Source organism: Roseibium sp. ROS1 (assembly GCF_054658215.1).
In genome coordinates this window covers 944500-963151 of the sequence record NZ_BAAGIG010000002.1, presented here as the reverse complement: position 1 = coordinate 963151, position 18652 = coordinate 944500, and the positions used below count along the sequence as shown (strand labels likewise).

The window sequence follows — 18652 nt, the reverse complement described above, 5'->3', positions numbered from 1 at the left end:
AATTCAAGTCGACTTGAGGTCAATAGATGAAATTAATGGATATTTCCGAAGTGTCGAAGCAAACGGGCATCGCTGCATCGGCCATTCGCCACTACGAGGAAAAGGGTTTGATCACGTCCGTCGGCCGCCGGGGGCTGAAGCGCCTGTTCGGACCGGAAGTGCTGGACCAGCTTGCCCTGATCACGCTTGGCAAGACGGGCGGCTTTTCGCTGGAAGAGATCAAGTCAATGTTCGGCTCCGACGGCCGCCCCGCCCTCTCGCGGCCCAGCCTTCACATGAGAGCAGATGAACTCGACAGGCAAATCCACACGCTGGAAGCACTTCGCGACATGATCCGTCACGTCGCCGACTGTCCTGCACCGTCACACATGGAATGCCCGAAGTTCCAGCAGCTGATCCGTATCAGTGGTCGAAGAAGCCGAAGTGAGCGTGTCACACACAAGTTGCCTCCGGTCAAACCGGGTCGAATGTGATTGACCGGCTACCTTCTTGAGAAGAACAGGATAACCTGACGCGCCTGACGCTGAAAGAGCCCCGGTTCTCTCGGTTTCTCATGATGCTCCTCGACGGAGCGAATGACACCACGCACGATGAGGATGGCAGCGACACCGAAAAAGACGCCTCCGGCTGCCTGACCGATCAGGACACCAGGCGCCCCATAAAGCGCTCCCCCGATCCAGACGAAGGGAATCGTACCGACCGTGTGCCTTCCCCAGTTGAGCATGGTTGAATAGAACGGCCGGCCCAGATTGTTGAAGCAGGCGTTCGCAACAAAGATGGCGCCGTTGAAAAAGAAGGCCAGCGCCAAGGGACCGCAGAAAAGGAAAATCAGGGTCAGAGCAACACCTTCGGCCTCGAACAGATGCGCGATCGGTTCACGAAGCATGAACAGGACCAACGCGGCCAGGCCGACCACAAGTGCCGTAAACAGAAGCGCTTCGCGCAGCGTGTCACGCACCCGGTCGAACCGTCCCGCCCCATAGTTCTGCCCTACGATGGGGCCCACGGCTCCGGACAGCGCAAAGATGGTTGCAAAGGCCAGAGGCGACATTCTCGCGACAACCGCCATGCCTGCGACGGCCTCTTCACCGAATTCGGCCATTGACCGGGTTACCCAGGCCTGCCCCACCGGTGTTGCGAGTTGGGTGAGAATTGCTGGACAGGCAATCGCGGCAATTGGCGACATGTCCCTGAAAAGAGCCTTCGGGCGCGGCAATGTCAGGCCGCCGTGGTAGCGGAAGATCGGTACCAGCGCGAATACGGCAATGGCGACGCGGGATGCTGCGCTGGCTATTGCTGCCCCTGTCAGTTCCAGGTCGAAGCCGAAGATCAAAATCGGATCAAGCACTGCATTCACCAGCCCGCCGACAATGGTCGACATCATCGCCCACCGGGCATCGCCATGCGCTCTCAGCACGGCTCCGCCTGCCATGCCGAGCAATAAAAGAGGCAACGTCGGAACGATGATTGCCAGGTAATGTACCGCGAGATCATGGGTCTGACCGGTTGCGCCGATCAACGTGACAAGCGGCCCCAGAGAAACCCAGACGGCCAGTGCAAAGACCGCGCTGAAAAGGAACCCCGCCGTAAGAGCGTTGGAAGCCTGTTGCCTTGCCTCCTCTTTGTCCCCCGCCCCCAGTGCCCTGGCCACCAGCGCACCGGCGGCAATGGCAACACCGATGTTGAAGGAGGTGGTGAAGAAAAGGATCGCGCCGGCGTATCCGACTGCCGCCGCCAGTTCCGCCTTGCCCAGCATGGAAATGAAGATCATGTCGACAAAGTCGACAGCAAAGATCGCCATCAGACCGATAGACGCGGTCAGGGACATCACGGTCACATGGCGAAACAGACTTCCAGACAGAAATTTTGCCTGGGTTGCAGTTGCCTGATCTTTCACATTCGAACTCAGCGGATTGTCCTCCTCATGGGTGGCTGCAAACGTGCCAAAGCCCTAGCAGGCATTGATGCCAACAAAAAACCCGCCGGATCGCTCCGGCGGGTTTTTCGAACTGGTAACTTCCAGATCCAGCGATTAACGCTTGGAGAACTGGAACGACCGGCGTGCCTTGCGCTTACCGAACTTCTTACGTTCAACAACGCGGCTGTCGCGGGTCAGGAAGCCGTTCTTCTTCAGAACCGCACGCAGTTCCGGCTCATAGTGGGTCAGAGCCTTGGACAGGCCGTGACGCACAGCGCCAGCCTGACCGGAAAGACCACCACCGGTAACCGTTGCGATAACGTCGTACTGGCCTGCACGGTCGGTCAGCATGATCGGCTGCTGAAGGATCATCTGAAGAACCGGGCGAGCAAAATACTCGGTGTAGTCCTTCTTGTTGATCACGATCTTGCCGGTGCCCGGCTTGATCCAGACGCGGGCAATAGCGTCTTTACGCTTGCCGGTTGCATATGCACGGCCATTGGCGTCCAGCTTCTGGACATGGACCGGAGCTTCGGGGGCAGCGGTTTCGACCGCACCGCCCAGTTCTTCCAGGGATTGCAGCTCAGCCATCGTTAAGCCCTCTTGCCGTCATTCTTTGCGTTGAGGCCCTTGACGTCGACGAGTTCCGGCGACTGAGCTTCATGCGGGTGGGTCGGACCAGCGTAGACCTTGAGGTTCTTCAGCTGCTTGTTGGACAGAGGACCGCCCGGCATCATGCGCTGAACGGCCTTTTCCAGGACGCGCTCCGGGAAACGACCTTCGAGGATTGCACGTGCGGTGCGCTCCTTGATGCCGCCCGGGTGGCCGGTGTGCCAGTAGTACTTCTTGTTGTCGTACTTGCGGCCGGTGAACACAACCTTGTCGGCATTGATGACGATGACGTTGTCACCGGTGTCAATGTGAGGCGTGAAGGTCGGCAGATGCTTGCCACGCAGGTGATTGGCGATGAATGCGGCGAGACGGCCGACAACCATTCCTTCTGCGTCGATCAAGATCCACTTTTTCTCGACCTCAGCCGGCTTGGCAGAGAAGGTCTTCATGAGATTGATCCGTACTGGTCGGTTAAAGAAAAGGCCCGCGCGGCCTGTAACAAGCCAGCGAACGGACCGAAATTTCGTTCGGGGGCGCTTATACGCTCACGCAGAATAAGCGTCAAGCACGATATTTTCACCGCCCCTCTAAATTCTTTATATTTTTCAATAACTTAAAAAAACGGTATTATAATACCGTAAATTAGACCCGGCAAACGCGCGCCAAATACGGCTGGTTAAGGCGAAACCCCTGAAATTCTGTAGTCGATTTTACGCCAGCTTAAAGCTGAACCGCCATGATGGGCGGCAAAGAACCAAACTTAAAAGCTGTGCACATGACGTTTGCCAAAGTCAGGACGACACTGACGAAACCCCTGAGTGCCGCCATTCTTGCCGGCCTGATCCTGCTTGCCGGTATCGCTTCGGCGGTGCACTTTCTGCTGGACTGGCAGGTTCACAGATCGATAACGCAAAATGCCGAAGTCAAGGCCATGAAATGGTCTGAACATTTCTTCCGCACCATTCCGAATGCAGAAAAGATGTTCAACACCGATACCGTTGTGCCCGAGGACCTTGCTCGATTGGCCGATTCCTTTGCGATGATCGACACCATACACTTCGAGCTATTCGATGCCGAGGGTCACCGGACATTCCTTTCGACAGATGGACGCGTTGAAGAAAACACATCTTTCAGCCAGACCGCACTGGAAACCTTCCAGACCGGAGTACCTCAATTCTTCCTCCATCACGACGACACAGAGGAAGAAAACGAACAGCACGAAGCCATAATAGAATCCTATGTGCCAGCCGTGACGCCTGACGGCCGACTGCTGGGCACGATAGAAGTCTACGTCGACGTCGGCCCGCTGAATGATGCGCTTGAAGATGCATTTCAACAAATCAGCTGGGTGCTGATCATCGGAACGACCGTACTGCTCGCGATACCTGCTTCTGCCTACGTTTATCGAACGAACCAGCTCAGGAAAAAAGACCAGCGGCTTCTGGATCTTACGAGATACGACCAGTTGACCGGTGTATTTAACCGGAACTCCATTTCAGAAATCCTGAAGGAGAAATTCGCGACACCAGCCAGTTCGGCGGGCTTGGGTGTCCTTTTCGTCGACGTCGACTTCTTCAAGCAAGTCAACGACCAGTTCGGCCATGTGTGCGGTGACCGCCTGTTGAAACATATTGCCGGCATTCTTCAAGCCAGTACGCGTAACAAGGACGACATTGTCGGCCGGTTCGGCGGCGACGAATTCGTGGTCATCGCTTCCAACATATCGCAGGAAAATTTTCGCAAACTCTATGGTCGTGTCATGGAAGGGGCAAAAGCACCCTGTGTCTATGAAGACAAGTCGTATGTTCCAAGCCTGAGCGTCGGGGCCTATCTGACCACAGATCAGGACACCGAAAAAACCGCCATCCACCGGGCGGATCTGGCGGTTTACGCTGCCAAGAGACGTGGACGCGGACAGGTCGTCGAATACACGACCGACCTGGAAGACTTGTTTGCGCAGGATGACGGCAGGCAATCAGCCTGACATCGAGGCCGCCAGTCCGGATACTATCAGCGGGGAGGAACGGAATAGGTCGCCGTGGCATGAGCCACGAGTTCTTCCTGTCCCTCACCTGCAATTTCGCAATCGACAACGGCAAGACGCTTGCCGAGTTTCAACAGGCGGCACGTGGCGAGAAGATCTCCCGCCTCAGGTTTCCGCAGAAAGTTGATGTTGAGATTTGTGGTCACGGCAAGCGCAACCGGGCCAATATGAGCCAGGATCACGACGTAAGCGGCCAGGTCGGCAAGCGCCATCATGGAAGGACCGGAGACTGTGCCCCCCGGGCGCAGGTGCAGCTCGTTGGCGGAAAGGCGCAGGACCGCTTTCCCGGGTGAGACGCTGTCGATCGCATAAACACGACCACCTGCATGGATTTGCGGAAATTCCTTGTCCAGCATTTCCATGATTTCGGTCTCAGTCATAACCGGTGTCATGTAGCCTCCCCTACCACTTTCTTTTTCAATCCATAATCTGATTTCATCTTACGTTCACGTCAATTCGTTTCTTGGGCAAAAGCGGATCCAGACACACAAGGGCCTCACTTCAGTCCTCTGTCAGGTTTTCGTTTTTGAATAGTGAGGGTCTTCAATTGATCAGACTGATTGCAGCCTTGCGCAAAGTATTTTCCGCTCGCAGCCTTCGCCCCTTGCCATCGCTTGTAGCGGCTGCCTCGATAATGACGTTCCCCGGTATCGCCCTGGCCGACGTCAAACATTACCTCTACACCAGTGCAGGTGCGTTTTCCGAGACACGTGAGCTATTGCACAATCCAGCGATTTCCGGCGTTCAGATCCTCTACAACTGGCGAATGCTGGAACCGGAAAAAGGTCGTTATGACTTTTCCGCAATCGAGCGGGACCTCGCTGTAGCCCAAAAAATCGACAAGGCGTTTTTTCTCCAACTTCAGGACCGCTTCTTCTGGGAAGGTGCTCGCTTTGTGCCGGACTATTTGCTGAAGGATCCGCTCTATGCAGGCGGCCTTGCCCGGCAGGTGGATGACAGTGAAGCCGAAACCCCGACACCAGAAGGCTGGGTAGCCGTTCAATGGAATGAAGCGGTTCGCTCCCGTTACCAGGCTCTATTGACCGCCCTTGCGGACCAGTTCGATGGCCGCATCGAAGGCCTCAACCTGCCGGAAAGCTCGATCGACGTTGACAGACGCAAGGACGAGACGGGCTTCAGTTGCGACGCCTATTTCAAAGCGACATTGGAAAACATGGTCCATGCGCGCAAAGCGTTCCAGGCGTCCCATGTCGTTCAATACGTCAACTTCTGGCCATGCGAGTGGGAAAACAGTGAAGGCTACATGCAGCGCAGTTTCGAAAAGGCAGCCGAACTCGGAATCGGTCTGGGCGGTCCCGATATCGTTCCGCATCGAAAGGCCCAGATGAAGAACTCCTACCCCTTCTTTCACCAATTCCAGGACAAATTGCCGGTCATAGCAATGGCGATCCAGGAGCCCACTTTGGAGTACATCAATCCGGAAACGGACAAGACCTTTACCCGATCGGAATTTATCAAGTTTGCAACCGACTATCTTGGCGTTGACATCATCTTCTGGAGTGCGTCAGCCCCCTGGCTGCAATAAGCCCTTCCCGCACGAAGCGGGCTATCGCAGGTCGGAGGCCCTATTCTGCTGGCTGTGTCTTTTCGGCGCGGCGTTTTTCGATGGCGTAAATTCCCCGATCCCAAAGCCAGACCGCCAGTCTGCCCAGGCCAATACCGGTTCGCATCTGAAACTCCTCGAAGTGAAACCGGCTGGCTCGCAAGCCTTTCAGCACGAGACTGCTCTTCAGTGTCTTGCGAAGGGGCGCAGGCCCGCAAAAGAAGACATGGGCATTGCGCAGATCGCCCTTCAGGTCTTCGACAATCCGTTCGGGCGTCAGCCTGACGCCTTCAAGCGAATTGACGATCATCAGCTCAAGCTTGCCGGTTTCTTCGGCCAAATGCTGAAGGTCAGCCACATATGGAATGTCGCCACGCTCGCGCACACAATAGTAGAGCTTTATCGGCCCGCTCTCCCGGTGTTTCAGCGTCTGCGCAAACGCAAGGAAGGGAGTTATTCCGACACCGGCGGCAATCCAGACCTGAGGATCCCGTCCGGACGGCATCGAGAAATTGCCATAAGGACCGGAAACCGTAGCCTCCATGCCTACCTTCAGCTCGCGGTACAGGCGGCTGGTGTAGTCGCCAAGATCCTTTATCGTGAAACGCAGCGACCTGTCATCGCGTGGCGCGGCACTGAGTGTAAACGGATGTTCCTCCGTCAAGCCTCCTCCCGTTACCGAAAGGAAGGCGAACTGTCCGGCCACATGTTTCAGCCCTCGCCCCCTGGGCTCCAGGAGCACTTCCGTCAGGCCATTGATGTGACGAACGGAGGCAACCTTGTAGGCGTGGCCACGTGGTGCCAACGGCCGCAGAACAGACATCCAGACATAGGAAACAAGGCCGAGCACACAGAACGCAGAAACGTAAAGCCCGAGCGGGTCCGCGTTCGCAAACGGCTTTTCAATGACGAAGTAATGGAATGCTCCCATGAAAAAGAAGACGCCGATCAGCCGGTGGCTCCACTTCCACAAGTGGTAGGGAATGAAGCTGATGACGGATGCCAGCACCAGGATCAGAAGACCGTAAAGGCTAACCTCACCTATGTCTTCAGCAACGTCGGCCAGAGGCCCGCCACGCAAAACGTCCATATCCGCATCAATGATGTCGTGCAGTCCCAGGCCAACCATCGCGATGATGCCGAGCCATTTGTGCAAAACGTAGATCCGGTCGAGCGGCCCGAACACCAGTTCCAGCCCCGGTATGCGCGTCGCCAGAAATTGGTTGATCCCCATCACGATCAATGCAGCGGTTCCAAGATACTGGCTGAAAAGCGCCACCGGATCTCGCGATGCAGCCAACGGGGCGAACCAGAAAAGAGGGATCAGGGCAGCCAGAGCAATCAGTGCAAGTCCAACAGGGCGCAAAACATGTGTCCGTTTCTGGCTTCAGGCTCGAAGCGGTTCCGTTAGCTTGCGGATCGGACGGCGCGCAGTTCCTGCTCATGCATCATCGCGACTTGCCGACCTTCCGCAAAACGGTCGGGATGCGTTAGAGGGCTTACGTGACAGCTGCAACACTGTTGCAGGACTTTCGACGAAAAAAGGCGCCTATTGGCGCCTTTTTAAAACCCTGACTTGTGGCTTGAGCGCAAGATCTAGCTGCGCCCGCGACCCCTGCGCCGACCGGAGCCCGAACCGTCGTTTTCTGCGCGGGCGGCATCAGCTTCCTTGTTCGGAGGCGAAACAAGCGGACCGATTTCGGCAATCACCTCGTTCAGTGTCGGCCGGGCACCCGCCTGGTGGGCATCCAAGGCTGCGCGCATTGCAGCCAGATGGATCGGCGACGTACCGCAGCAACCACCAACAATACGCGCACCGGCATCAAGGGCCATATGTGCGTATTTTGCCATCAGCTCCGGCGTTCCGGTGTAGACCACTTCATCGCCCTTGATCTGAGGGATGCCGCAGTTGGCTTTCGCCACGATTATCGCATCAGGATAGGCTTCGGTGATGTCCATGATCGCTGCCAGCAGATCCGACGCACCGACACCGCAATTGGACCCGATCGCGACGGGCGTGCAGGCAAACTGGCTCTGAAGGTCGCCAAGCCCTTTGGGGGAAAGACCCATCATCGTCTTGCCGGCTGTATCGAAACTGGCAGTAATAACCAATGGCAAGTCGAAATTCTGCGCTGCTTCAGCGGCGGCCTTCATTTCTTCGACGGCTGACATGGTTTCGACCCACAAAATGTCGGCACCACCTTCAACAAGGCCTTCCATCTGCTCCTTGAAGGCTGCAACACCCTCTTCATAGCTGAGTGCGCCAAGGGGTTGGAAAAGTTCGCCGGTCGGTCCGACGGAACCTCCGATCAGAACCGTCCGTCCGGAAGCTTCGGCCACATCGCGTGCCAGCTTGACGGCGGCAATGTTGAGTTCCCTGACGCGCCCCTCCGCCTTGTGCAACTTCAACCGATGACGATTGCAGCCGAAGGTATTGGTCAGAATGATGTCGGATCCCGCATCGACAAACGACTTGTGAAGCGCAGTGATCTTTTCCGGTTCATCCGTGTTCCATAATTCCGGAGCGTCACCGGAAACGAGACCCATTTCGAACAGGTTCGTTCCGGTTGCACCATCGGCAAGCAACGCCCCCTTCTGGGCAAGGAGCTCTTCCAGCTTGGACATTCAGCAGTCTTTCGTCTTGTTGGTGTCGTCTTCGCCCGTTTTCAGGCCTGTTTCTGCAATAGCAGACCGCACCGGGAAATCCATGTGCGCAAATTATCTTCTACGAAGCCCTGGCCTGCGCGGTTAGGCGTAAAGGCGGTATTTCTGTACGGCAAGGTGACCTCGACCTTCGCTTGGTCGCCAATTCCGAAACCACTTTTCACTGTGCGAAGTCAATGGACTTTCCGGCGAAAATGAAGCAACAAAGCGCCATGACGCTTTTACGGTATTGTGCGACGGTTATGGAGCCGGGTTGTCAGGGCTCCTGATAAAGACTACGCGCAACCAAAATCATCTTGGGAGCATAAGATGTCAGACGCCGCCCCATCTGGCCGTCGAGGAAGAAGCGCCCGCCGCGAGCGCCGGCAAGCCGGACCTGCCGGCCTGGCCATTCCCTACATTTCGCGCAACATTCCGAACTTCGACATTTTGAGCGATGAAGGCGCGGAACGGATCGAAGCCAATACCGACCGCATTCTCGCTGAAATCGGCCTTGAATTCCGTGACGACCCCGAAGTTATCGGTATCTGGAAAGAAGCCGGTGCGGAAGTCGACGGCGAACGTGTCCGCTTTCCAAAGGGCATGCTTCAGGAGCTGGTAAAGACGGCCCCTTCCCAATTTACCCAGCATGCCCGCAACCCTGCGCGCAACGTTGAAATCGGCGGCAACAATCTTGTCTTTGCTCCGGTCTACGGCCCCCCTTTCGTCACCGATCTCGACAAGGGCCGGCGGTACGGCACGATCGAGGACTTCCGCAACTTCGTGAAGCTCGCCTACATGTCACCGTGGATGCATCATTCCGGCGGCACCGTCTGTGAGCCTGTCGACCTTCCGGTCAACAAGCGGCACTTCGATATGGTCTATTCCCATATCAAATATTCCGACAAGCCGTTCATGGGGTCGGTCACCGCACCGGAACGCGCCGAAGATTCCGTGAAGATGGCGCAGATCACCTTCGGTGAGGACTTCGTCGATCAGAACTGCGTCATGATCCAGCTGATCAACGCCAATTCGCCTCTGGTTTTCGACGCCACCATGCTTGGTGCTCTCAAGGTTTACGCCAAGCACAATCAGGCTTGTATCGTTTCGCCGTTTATCCTGGCAGGTGCCATGAGCCCGGTAACCGTTGCCGGTACGCTGTCGCAAGTGCTGGCCGAGGCTCTGGCCGGCTGTGCCCTGACCCAGTTGATTCGTCCGGGTGCTCCGGTCGTTTTCGGTGCCTTCGTCAGTTCGATCTCCATGCAGTCCGGTGCCCCGACTTTCGGCAGCCCGGAAGGCTCCCTGCTTCTCAACGGGGCAGCAAAACTCGCCCGCAGGCTCAACCTGCCGTTCCGTTCAGGTGGCTCCTTCACCGCATCCAAGAGCCCGGATGCGCAATCTGCGCAGGAATCCGCGCAGACCATTCTGGCCACCTTGCAATCAGGTGTGAATTTCTGCCTTCACGCAGCCGGCTGGCTGGAAGGCGGATTGTGCTCTTCCTACGAAAAGTTCGTCATGGATGCCGACCAGCTCGGCATGATGCATGTACTTGCCAAGGGCATCGAAATCTCTGATGAAACTCTGGCGATGGACGCGCTTCAGGAAGTCGGTCCCGGTGGCCATTTCCTCGGCGCTGCGCACACGCAGCGCAATTTCGAGAGCGCGTTCTTCAGGTCCTCGATCGCCGACAATAACTCCTACGAGCAATGGCTCGCAGACGGGCAACTGGATGCCGCACAACGTGCCAATGCCCGCTGGAAGGAACAATTGGCGGGTTACACGGGCCCCGAACTTGACCCGGGCATCGACGAGGCGCTGCTGGCTTTCATGACCGAACGCAAGGCGTCTTTCCCGGACAGCAACGTCTGATCCGCAGCCGAACACCAAAAAAAGCGCCCCGCCCTCGTGCGGGGCGTTTGTTTTTCAAGAGATTTTCAAAATCTGTTCTTGCAACGCATCGACGCTTCTTAACAACACTCAGAAGAAATACGATTTTTTATGTATCTAGCCTTTTCCAGCATTTCTCCATGGGATAAAGGTTGCCAAACCCTGCGTTTGCAAGGTAGCTGGAAACGCTGTTTGGCATGGGATAAGCTTACGCATGGTAGCACTGGGACTGGGTCGCGCCGGTCTGCGATTTATCTCGAGGGAGCATGCGGAAATGACTGTTTATAAACTGTAAGTTTTCTTATGAAAATCAATAGCTTGACTGTACCCAACTAATAAAAACAGGTTGTTCTGTGGCGTCGCTTACATCAAATATCGATATTCTTGGTTATTCTACCCGCCTTCCCGGCGCCAACGATTCTGCCGAATTCTGGTCATTGTTGAAAAACGGCGAATGCGCAGTTACGTCTGTCTCCAAAGACCGCTGGCCCCTGGCCCGCTTCGGACACCCGGTCCAAAGCACGTCTGGAAAGACCTACACCTGGGCTGCCGGGCAGCTGGATGATGTGTGGGGTTTTGACCCCTCTTTTTTTGGTGTCTCTCCGCGGGAAGCCGTGCAGATGGATCCGCAGCAGCGGCTGCTGCTGCAACTGGTCTGGGAAGCTCTGGAACACGCCAATATCCGCCCCAGTGACCTGGCCGGCTCGAACACCGGCGTTTATGTAGGTGCGTCGTCTCTCGATTACCACCATCGCTTCCTGGTCGATCCGGCCATGGCCGACATGCAGTTCATGACCGGCAACACGCTGTCGATCGTTTCCAACCGCATTTCCTACATTTACGACCTCAGAGGCCCGAGCTTCACGGTCGACACCGCCTGCTCCTCTTCCATCGTCGCATTGCACGAAGCGGTTTCCGCCATCGAGTCCGGCCAGATCGATACCGCGATCGTCTGCGGCGTCAGCCTTCTGCTCAGCCCGTTTGCCTTTGTCGGCTTCTCCCGCGCCACAATGCTGTCGCCGACAGGCCTCTGCCAGGCATTCGACGCCAATGGCGATGGGTACGTGCGCTCCGAAGGCGGCGCAGTAGTCGTTCTGCGTGCTGCGCGTGCTGGCATTCCGGAAGGTGCAAAGAGCCACGGCAAACTGCTTGCAACCGGCATCAATGCCGACGGTCGCACTGTCGGCCTGTCGCTTCCGTCCCCGTATGCACAAGCAGACCTTCTGCGAGAAATTTACGAAGGCCTTGAAATCAACCCCACGGATCTTGCCTTCGTCGAGGCCCACGGCACCGGTACGCGCGTTGGCGACCCTGCAGAAGCGGATGCGCTTGGCAAGGTTATCGGCCAGAAACGCGACAAGGCGCTGCCCATCGGGTCCGTCAAGACCAACGTCGGTCACCTTGAACCTGTTTCCGGTCTGGTCGGACTTCTGAAATCGGTAATGGCGCTGCGAGAAGACCTCCTGCCGCAGTCGCTGCACTTCAGAAATCCGAACCCGGATATTCCGTTTGACGAGCTGAACCTCAGGGTTGCCGGTGAAGCCGTTTCCCTGGAGCGCAATGGCACCCGCAGACTTGCAGGGGTCAATTCCTTCGGTTTCGGTGGCACGAACGCTCACGCCGTCATAGGCGATCCCGATCCCGAAACCGCAGAAGCTTCGACAGCACCGGTTGACGCGCCGCTGGTCATCAGTGCCCGGTCCAAGGAAGCCCTGCAGCAACTTGCCGGCAAGTTCGCCGAACGTCTCGACAACGAGGCGGATGAAACAGCCGGTAATGTGATTGCCTCAAGTGCCCACGGTCGCGATCTGCTTTCAGAGCGTCTTGTTGTTCTCGGCAAGACCAAGGCGGAAAAACTCGACGCGCTGCGTTCATTCGCAGAAAGCGGTGATGAAAACGCAGATGTCGTGTCTGGCAGCGTCATCAAGTCGAACGCGAAGGTCGGGTTTGTCTTTTCCGGAAACGGGTCTCAATGGGCTGGTATGGGCCAGGAAGCCTACCAGGCCGACACGCCATTCCGGACCGCATTTGACAAGGTCGACAAGATCTTCATGGGTTTGAGCGGTTGGTCGCTCGTCACAACGCTTTTTGCAGAAGACCTTGAAGCCGATCTTGAGCGCTCCGAAATCGCGCAGCCGCTTCTGTTTGCAATTCAGGTCGGCATTGTGGAATCACTGCGCCAGCGCGGCATTACTGCTGCCGGGACCGCAGGTCATTCGGTCGGTGAAGTTGCCGCAGCCTGGTGTGCAGGCGCCCTGAACCTCGAACAAGCAGTCCGCGTCATCCGTGCCCGTTCCAGCGAACAGGAAGTCGTCAGGGATCTCGGGTCCATGGCTGCCTTGCTTCTGCCGGCAGATCAGGCAGTTGCCGCCATCGCGGAAAGCGGACTGCCGAGACTTGAACTCGCTGCCGACAACAGCCCGCGAAGCGTCACAATTTCCGGCGACAGCGAAAGCCTGGATGCTTTTGCGAAGTTTGCCCGCAAGAAAAAGTGGGCCATGCGGCGCCTGAACCTGGCGTATCCGTTCCACAGCGCTCTGGTTGACCCGATCGAAAAGCCTCTGCTTGCTGCATTGGATGGTCTTGCGCCCACAGACGTGTCGCTTCCATTCTATTCGACGGTTACACCGGATGAACGCGATGTCCGCGTTGATGCCGAATACTGGTGGCACAACGTTCGTCAGCCAGTCCGGTTTGCTGCCGCCATGGAAAACATGGCAGCAGATGATTTCTCTGTCCTGATCGAGATCGGTCCCAAGCCTGTTCTCGGCACCTATGTGAACGACGTCCTGCGGGCCAAAGGCAAGAAGGCCAAGGTTCTTGAAACGCTCAAGGAACCTTCCAAGAAAGCAGCTGCCGCAGCAGGCAATCCGCTTGACAGGATTGCCGCATCCGTTGTGGCGCATGGTGGCCAGACCGACCTGATCCGATTTGTCGGCGAACGCCCAGGTCATCTGGTTCCGCTCCCGTCCTACCCCTGGCAGAACTCCGAGTATCGCCCGGAAAACAGCCCTGAACGCGTCGATTTCATGTTCGGTCAAACCTGGCCGCTGCTGGGATACCGTCTGCGTCAGGACACTGCGGAGTGGTTCAACCACATCGACAGCGGTTCCCTGCCCTTCCTGCAGGATCACAAGGTCGAAGAAAGCATAGTCTATCCGGCCGCGGGCTATATCGAGATGAGCCTGCGCGCAGCGCTCCGGTGGAGCCGGAGCGACCAGATCGAATTGCGCGACTTCGACATTCTTCGTCCGTTGGTGATCGAAGGCGATGAAGTCTGGGAAACCCAGGTCCGTATCTCGCCTGACGATCATGTGGTCGAGATCCTGTCGCGACCGCGCCTGTCCGACAACGACTGGTCCTTGAATGCCCGGGGAACATTCCTGACGCCTTCAACGACTTCCAGGACCCCATGGGCGAAACCCGGCGACAGCGTTCTGTCGGAACTCGATCACGAAACGCTTTACACGGTCACCAAGAGCTTTGGCCTGAATTACGGTCCAGCTTTCCGCCGTGCCGATAAAGTGGTCAAGCACTCGAATACCAGCGCGACCGTTACGCTGTTGCCGCAGGACGAGAGCCTCGCGGATTACTCGTTCTCGCTCTGCCCGACTTTGGTGGATGCCGGTTTCCATGGCCTGTTTGCGCTCCTGGATGGTGTCGAGGATGTTCCGCAAAACACATCCTTCCTGCCGATCCGACTTGGCACCTTGCGTCTTCTGGCACCGGAAACCCTGCCGGCTTCCGTGCGTATCGAAGTCACAAAGGCGTCTCCGCGCTCGATCGAAGCAAGCTTCGAGTTCCTGGATGCCGAAGGCCTGACGATCGCCCGCTTGACCAAGACCCGGTTCAAGGCTGTTACTCTTGGACAGGACACGCGTCCCGACGATCTAGTCTACCGCCAAATTGCGACGCTTCTTCCTGCGCAGGACCGTATCTCGCCGCTTCAGGAAACCTTCGAAGGGTTGCCTTCATTGGCAGGCAATCTGGACCTTCTGGGCGCCGACGACCAGGAACTCGACGACAGCCGTGTTCTGATCGAAGCGCTGGGTCGCACGATTGCGCACAAGACTCTTTTCGATCTTTTCGCAGATCGGAAAATTGAACTGGCGTCGCTTGTCGCGGCCGGCGATCTGCATGAAACGGCAGTGCCGCTTGCAGCAAGTCTCTTTGGCTGGCTGGCCGAGAGCGGGCTGTGCACGGAAAGTGACGAAGGTTTTGAACTCACGGACCCGTCTGGCAATCCAGATGCATCGGCGCTTCTGCAAGCCCTGACCGATGGCGGCGGCGAACATATCGCCGAGGCAGCATTGCTGGCACGACTTTGGACGGGTTTGTCCGATATCCTGAAGTTCGGCCTTCAGGAAGCTTCCGGCAAGGAATATTCTTCCAGCCTGTTCGACGCCTACCGCTCCTCCTCTCCTGGCAAGCGGGCCCTGTCGTCGGCCCTGCAGTCTGGTGTGCAAAGCCTGATTTCCAGCTGGCCAAGTGACCAGGCACTAAGGGTCCTTCTGGTTGGGGCAAACGGTGGCCTCGCTGCGGCGATCGATGCTGCGCTTGATCCCACCTACATGGCGCTGACCGTAACAGATGCAACGTCCTCCGCAGTTGGCAGGGGCGAGCGTTTGTGGCAGGGCAGTTCGGCGACCGAGTTTGTTGAACCAGGCGAGGCATCCTTTAACTTCGACCGGCATTTCGACATCGTGCTGTTCGATACTTCTCTTGCGGAAATCGATGCCGACACGCTGAAGCGTTTTACGAAATCCATCGTTCCAGGCGGGCTGGTGCTCGGCGCAGAACCGCTGCCTCATCCGCTCACCGACCTAATCATGGGCGTCGGCTCGTCCTGGTGGGACGAAGGCGCAACTGCCGAGTTCCCGATTTCCAGGCAACAGGCAGACTGGACCAAGACGCTGGAAGCTGCCGGTTTGGCCGAGGTCCAGACCGTACCGCTGAAGAGCACTTTGATTGAAGCCGATCTCCTGTGCGCGCGTGCGGGTGATCGCGCTGAGGAAGCATCGGACACCGACGAAGAAGCACCGGAAGCTGAAGCCGAGAAGAAAAAATATCTTCTCCTGACCAGCTCAGAGGGTGCATCACACCGTCTCGCCGAAGGTCTGAAGGCTTGCCTGACCCGAAAAGGGCACACAGCCACCCTTCTTGTTCCGGGTGAAGTTACCGAACAGCTCGGCGACGACATCTGGAGTGTTGCGCTTGGCGACAAAGTTGATGCCCAGGTGGCCGACGAAGCGCTCAACGCGCTTGTTGCCGCACATAACGGCCGGGTCGTTCACCTGCTCGGTGCATATGCTGCCCCGGCCGACGCTCTCGCATCTGTTGATAGTCGTGCCTTCAGCCTGATGACACTTCTCAAGGCGTTGGGACCAAACGGCGGCGAGTTCACGGTTCTGGCACCAGCCGGCGCGCAGGATATAGCCGGTGGCAAGCCAGCCGCTCCCGAGCAAGCCGGGATCTGGGCGTTTGGCCGTGTGGTCATGAACGAATACCCGGACGCGAACCTGAAGCTGATCGACGTCTCACCGGATCTGGAGCCAGGGATAGCTGCTGCACGTGTGGCCGACGAAATCCTGGTAGCCAATTGCGAGCGGGAAATCGTTCTCGACAGCAAAACCCGTTCCGGTATCCGCCTTGTAAAAGGTGGCGTCCTATCAAGCGTCACGTTGCCGGAAGGCGCCAAACCCGCCATGCGGCTGGATATCCTGCGCCAAGGCTCCCTGGACCAGCTCTCCTGGCACGCCGTTGAGCGCAAGCCGCTTGAAGGCAAGGACGTGGAAATCGCCGTTGAAGCCAGCGGTCTCAATTTCCGCGATGTCATGTGGGCACTTGGCCTGTTGCCGGAAGAAGCTCTCGAAGATGGCTTTGCCGGACCGACACTCGGCATGGAGTGCTGTGGTCATGTTGTGGGCTGTGGTCCGGACGTGACCCGCTTCCGACCGGGTGACAAGGTCATCACCTTCGCCCCGGCCTGCTTTGCATCTCATGTCACGGTCGACGAAAGTGGCTGTGCGCCGATGCCGAGCACGGTTTCAGCGGAAGAAGCTGCGACGATACCGGTCACCTTCCTCACTGCCTATTATGCCCTTGTGCATCTGGCGGCGCTCTCTGAAGGGGAAACGGTCCTGATCCACGGAGGCGCCGGTGGCGTCGGCCTGGCCGCCTTGCAGATTGCCAAGTGGCGCGGTGCGAAAATCATTGCGACTGCAGGGTCCGAAGACAAGCGCAACACCCTGAAGCTGCTCGGGGCAGATGTTGTTCTGGACTCCAGAAGTCTGGCTTTCGTTGACGCCGTCATGGAAGAAACTGCCGGCGAAGGCGTTGATGTTGTTCTCAATTCGCTGTTCGGCGAAGCCATGGAACGCAGCATTGAGGTTCTGAAACCGTTCGGCCGTTTCCTGGAACTGGGCAAACGCGACTACTACGGCAACACCCGGATCGGCCTGCGTCCGTTCCGTCAGAACCTGACTTACTTCGGCATCGATGCCGACCAGCTTCTGACCCGTCAGCCAAAGCTGGCCGTCGACCTGTTCGTCAAGCTTGTCGAGCTATTCGAAGCGGGCACGCTACGTCCCTTGCCGCATCGCCTGTTCGAAGCCGCAGATGTGGTCGACGCCTTCCGACTGATGCAGCAGGCGGGCCATATCGGCAAGATCGTGATCCGCCCGCCCGCAGTTCCCGAAAACGTGCCGACCAAGCGCGAGATCTCGTTTGACGGTGAGGCTGTTTACGTCGTTGCCGGTGGTTTCGGCGGCTTCGGTGCAGCATTGCTCCACCGCCTTGCCGATCACGGTGCCAAGTCGCTTGCGGTTCTCAGCCGCCGGGGCGCTTCAAGTGAAGATGCCCAGGAGGTTCTCGCGCAACTGACCAAGCGCGGCATCTCGATCAAGGGTTATGCCTGCGACATCACCAGCGAAGCAGCGGTCAAGAAGGCGCTTGCAGAGATCCGGGCTGAAGGACATCAGATCAAAGGCGTGTTCCACACGGCGATGGTGCTGAATGACGTGCTGATCGCCAACATGGATCATGACGGCCTGACAAAAGTGCTGGCGCCCAAGGTCCGCGGCGCGGAACTGCTTGACAAACTGACATCCGACGATCCGCTCGATCATTTCGTGCTGTATTCCTCGGCCACGACCCTTGTCGGCAACCCTGGTCAGGCCAACTACGTCGCCGCCAACGGCTACCTGGAAGGTCTTGCACGCAAACGCCGGGCCGAAGGCCGGCCGGGCCTTGCTGTCGCCTGGGGTGCAATCTCTGACGCCGGGTATCTGGCCCGCAACGAAGATGTCAACGAGATGCTGTCCCGCAAGCTCGGACGCCATGCCCTGACTGCCAAGGAAGCGCTCGACGGGCTCATGGCCCTTATGGTGCAGCCTTCGCAGGAAGACGTTGGCCTTGCGGCGCTTGGATATGCGCGTATCGACTGGCAGGCGGCACGCAAGGATCTGGCACTGGTCGGCACACCTCTGATCGGTCTGCTTGGCCTTGGTGACGAGGACGAAACCGGCGCAGACGGAGCGATCGACCTTGCAGCCATGCTGGAAGGCATGGATCAGGTCACTGCCGCACAGACTGTTGCCAAGCTTCTGGCCGCCGAAATCGGCAAAATCCTGCGGATTGCACCTGAAGAGATCGATCCGCACAAGCCGCTGTCGGACATCGGCATGGATTCCCTGATGGCTCTCGAGCTGCGCATGAGTGCGGAACGGCAGCTGGGGATCGACATTCCATTGATGTCTCTCGCAAACGGAGCGACGTTGATCGACCTGTCCAGCCGTGTTGCAAACCGGGTTCTGGGCGAAGAAAATGCCTCCGGAATTTCGGATGAAACGCAGCAGCTCGCCAGCTTGCATGTGGATGACCAGCGTCAGGAAACGGAAGATCTTTCCGACATTGCTGCCGAAGTTGAGAACAAGAGCCGCGAACTTGGTTCCTTCCTGTAAGCGGCATCATAAAAGGATTGACT

Annotated in this window: 11 protein-coding genes; 5 read left to right on the top strand and 6 right to left on the bottom strand. The window is 57.6% G+C overall.

What is annotated here, in order from left to right:
• Nucleotides 1–26 precede the first annotated feature (26 nt).
• Nucleotides 27–473 carry a helix-turn-helix domain-containing protein gene (locus ACYQ6M_RS12530; protein ID WP_460074144.1) on the top strand — a complete coding sequence of 149 codons (447 nt, stop codon included), beginning with the start codon at nucleotides 27–29 and terminating at the stop codon, nucleotides 471–473.
• Nucleotides 474–481: 8 nt separating this feature from the next.
• Here ACYQ6M_RS12530 and ACYQ6M_RS12525 read toward each other — a convergent pair whose 3' ends face one another.
• The 3 genes from ACYQ6M_RS12525 to rplM all read right to left on the bottom strand — a co-directional run bounded on the left by ACYQ6M_RS12525 (nucleotide 482) and on the right by rplM (nucleotide 2979).
• Nucleotides 482–1897, bottom strand: coding sequence for an MATE family efflux transporter (locus ACYQ6M_RS12525; protein ID WP_460074142.1), 1416 nt, complete (start codon nucleotides 1895–1897; stop codon nucleotides 482–484).
• A 135-nt stretch (nucleotides 1898–2032) separates the two neighbouring features.
• The gene (rpsI, locus tag ACYQ6M_RS12520; RefSeq protein WP_022999426.1) at nucleotides 2033–2509 is read right to left on the bottom strand and encodes a 30S ribosomal protein S9; all 477 of its coding nucleotides are present in this window, start codon (nucleotides 2507–2509) and stop codon (nucleotides 2033–2035) included.
• Between the two features lie 2 nt (nucleotides 2510–2511).
• Nucleotides 2512–2979 (bottom strand): 50S ribosomal protein L13, encoded by a 468-nt coding sequence (gene rplM / locus ACYQ6M_RS12515; RefSeq protein ID WP_006935155.1) that lies wholly within the window; start codon nucleotides 2977–2979, stop codon nucleotides 2512–2514.
• A gap of 326 nt (nucleotides 2980–3305) precedes the next feature.
• On the opposite strand from rplM, the gene ACYQ6M_RS12510 reads away from it, so the two are divergent.
• Nucleotides 3306–4514, top strand: a complete 1209-nt coding sequence (locus ACYQ6M_RS12510) for a GGDEF domain-containing protein (protein ID WP_161633222.1) — start codon at nucleotides 3306–3308, stop codon at nucleotides 4512–4514.
• Nucleotides 4515–4540: 26 nt separating this feature from the next.
• Here the strand turns inward: ACYQ6M_RS12510 and ACYQ6M_RS12505 are convergent, their stop codons facing one another.
• A complete protein-coding gene (locus ACYQ6M_RS12505; protein ID WP_022999428.1) occupies nucleotides 4541–4966 on the bottom strand; it encodes a PaaI family thioesterase in 426 nt (141 codons plus the stop codon).
• A 155-nt stretch (nucleotides 4967–5121) separates the two neighbouring features.
• On the opposite strand from ACYQ6M_RS12505, the gene ACYQ6M_RS12500 reads away from it, so the two are divergent.
• Nucleotides 5122–6120 (top strand): hypothetical protein, encoded by a 999-nt coding sequence (locus tag ACYQ6M_RS12500; protein WP_460074138.1) that lies wholly within the window; start codon nucleotides 5122–5124, stop codon nucleotides 6118–6120.
• A 40-nt stretch (nucleotides 6121–6160) separates the two neighbouring features.
• On the opposite strand, the gene ACYQ6M_RS12495 is transcribed toward ACYQ6M_RS12500, so the two are convergent.
• Both ACYQ6M_RS12495 and bmt read right to left on the bottom strand, forming a co-directional pair.
• Nucleotides 6161–7504 (bottom strand): ferredoxin reductase family protein, encoded by a 1344-nt coding sequence (locus tag ACYQ6M_RS12495; protein WP_460074136.1) that lies wholly within the window; start codon nucleotides 7502–7504, stop codon nucleotides 6161–6163.
• A 230-nt stretch (nucleotides 7505–7734) separates the two neighbouring features.
• Nucleotides 7735–8763, bottom strand: coding sequence for a betaine--homocysteine S-methyltransferase (gene bmt, locus ACYQ6M_RS12490; RefSeq protein ID WP_460074134.1), 1029 nt, complete (start codon nucleotides 8761–8763; stop codon nucleotides 7735–7737).
• 348 nt (nucleotides 8764–9111) lie between these two features.
• Between bmt and ACYQ6M_RS12485 the strand changes: the two genes are divergently transcribed.
• Together ACYQ6M_RS12485 and ACYQ6M_RS12480 are read left to right on the top strand one after the other, a co-directional pair.
• Nucleotides 9112–10650, top strand: a complete 1539-nt coding sequence (locus ACYQ6M_RS12485; RefSeq protein WP_022999432.1) for a trimethylamine methyltransferase family protein — start codon at nucleotides 9112–9114, stop codon at nucleotides 10648–10650.
• Between the two features lie 371 nt (nucleotides 10651–11021).
• Nucleotides 11022–18629 carry an SDR family NAD(P)-dependent oxidoreductase gene (locus ACYQ6M_RS12480; RefSeq protein ID WP_460074132.1) on the top strand — a complete coding sequence of 2536 codons (7608 nt, stop codon included), beginning with the start codon at nucleotides 11022–11024 and terminating at the stop codon, nucleotides 18627–18629.
• Nucleotides 18630–18652: the final 23 nt, after the last annotated feature.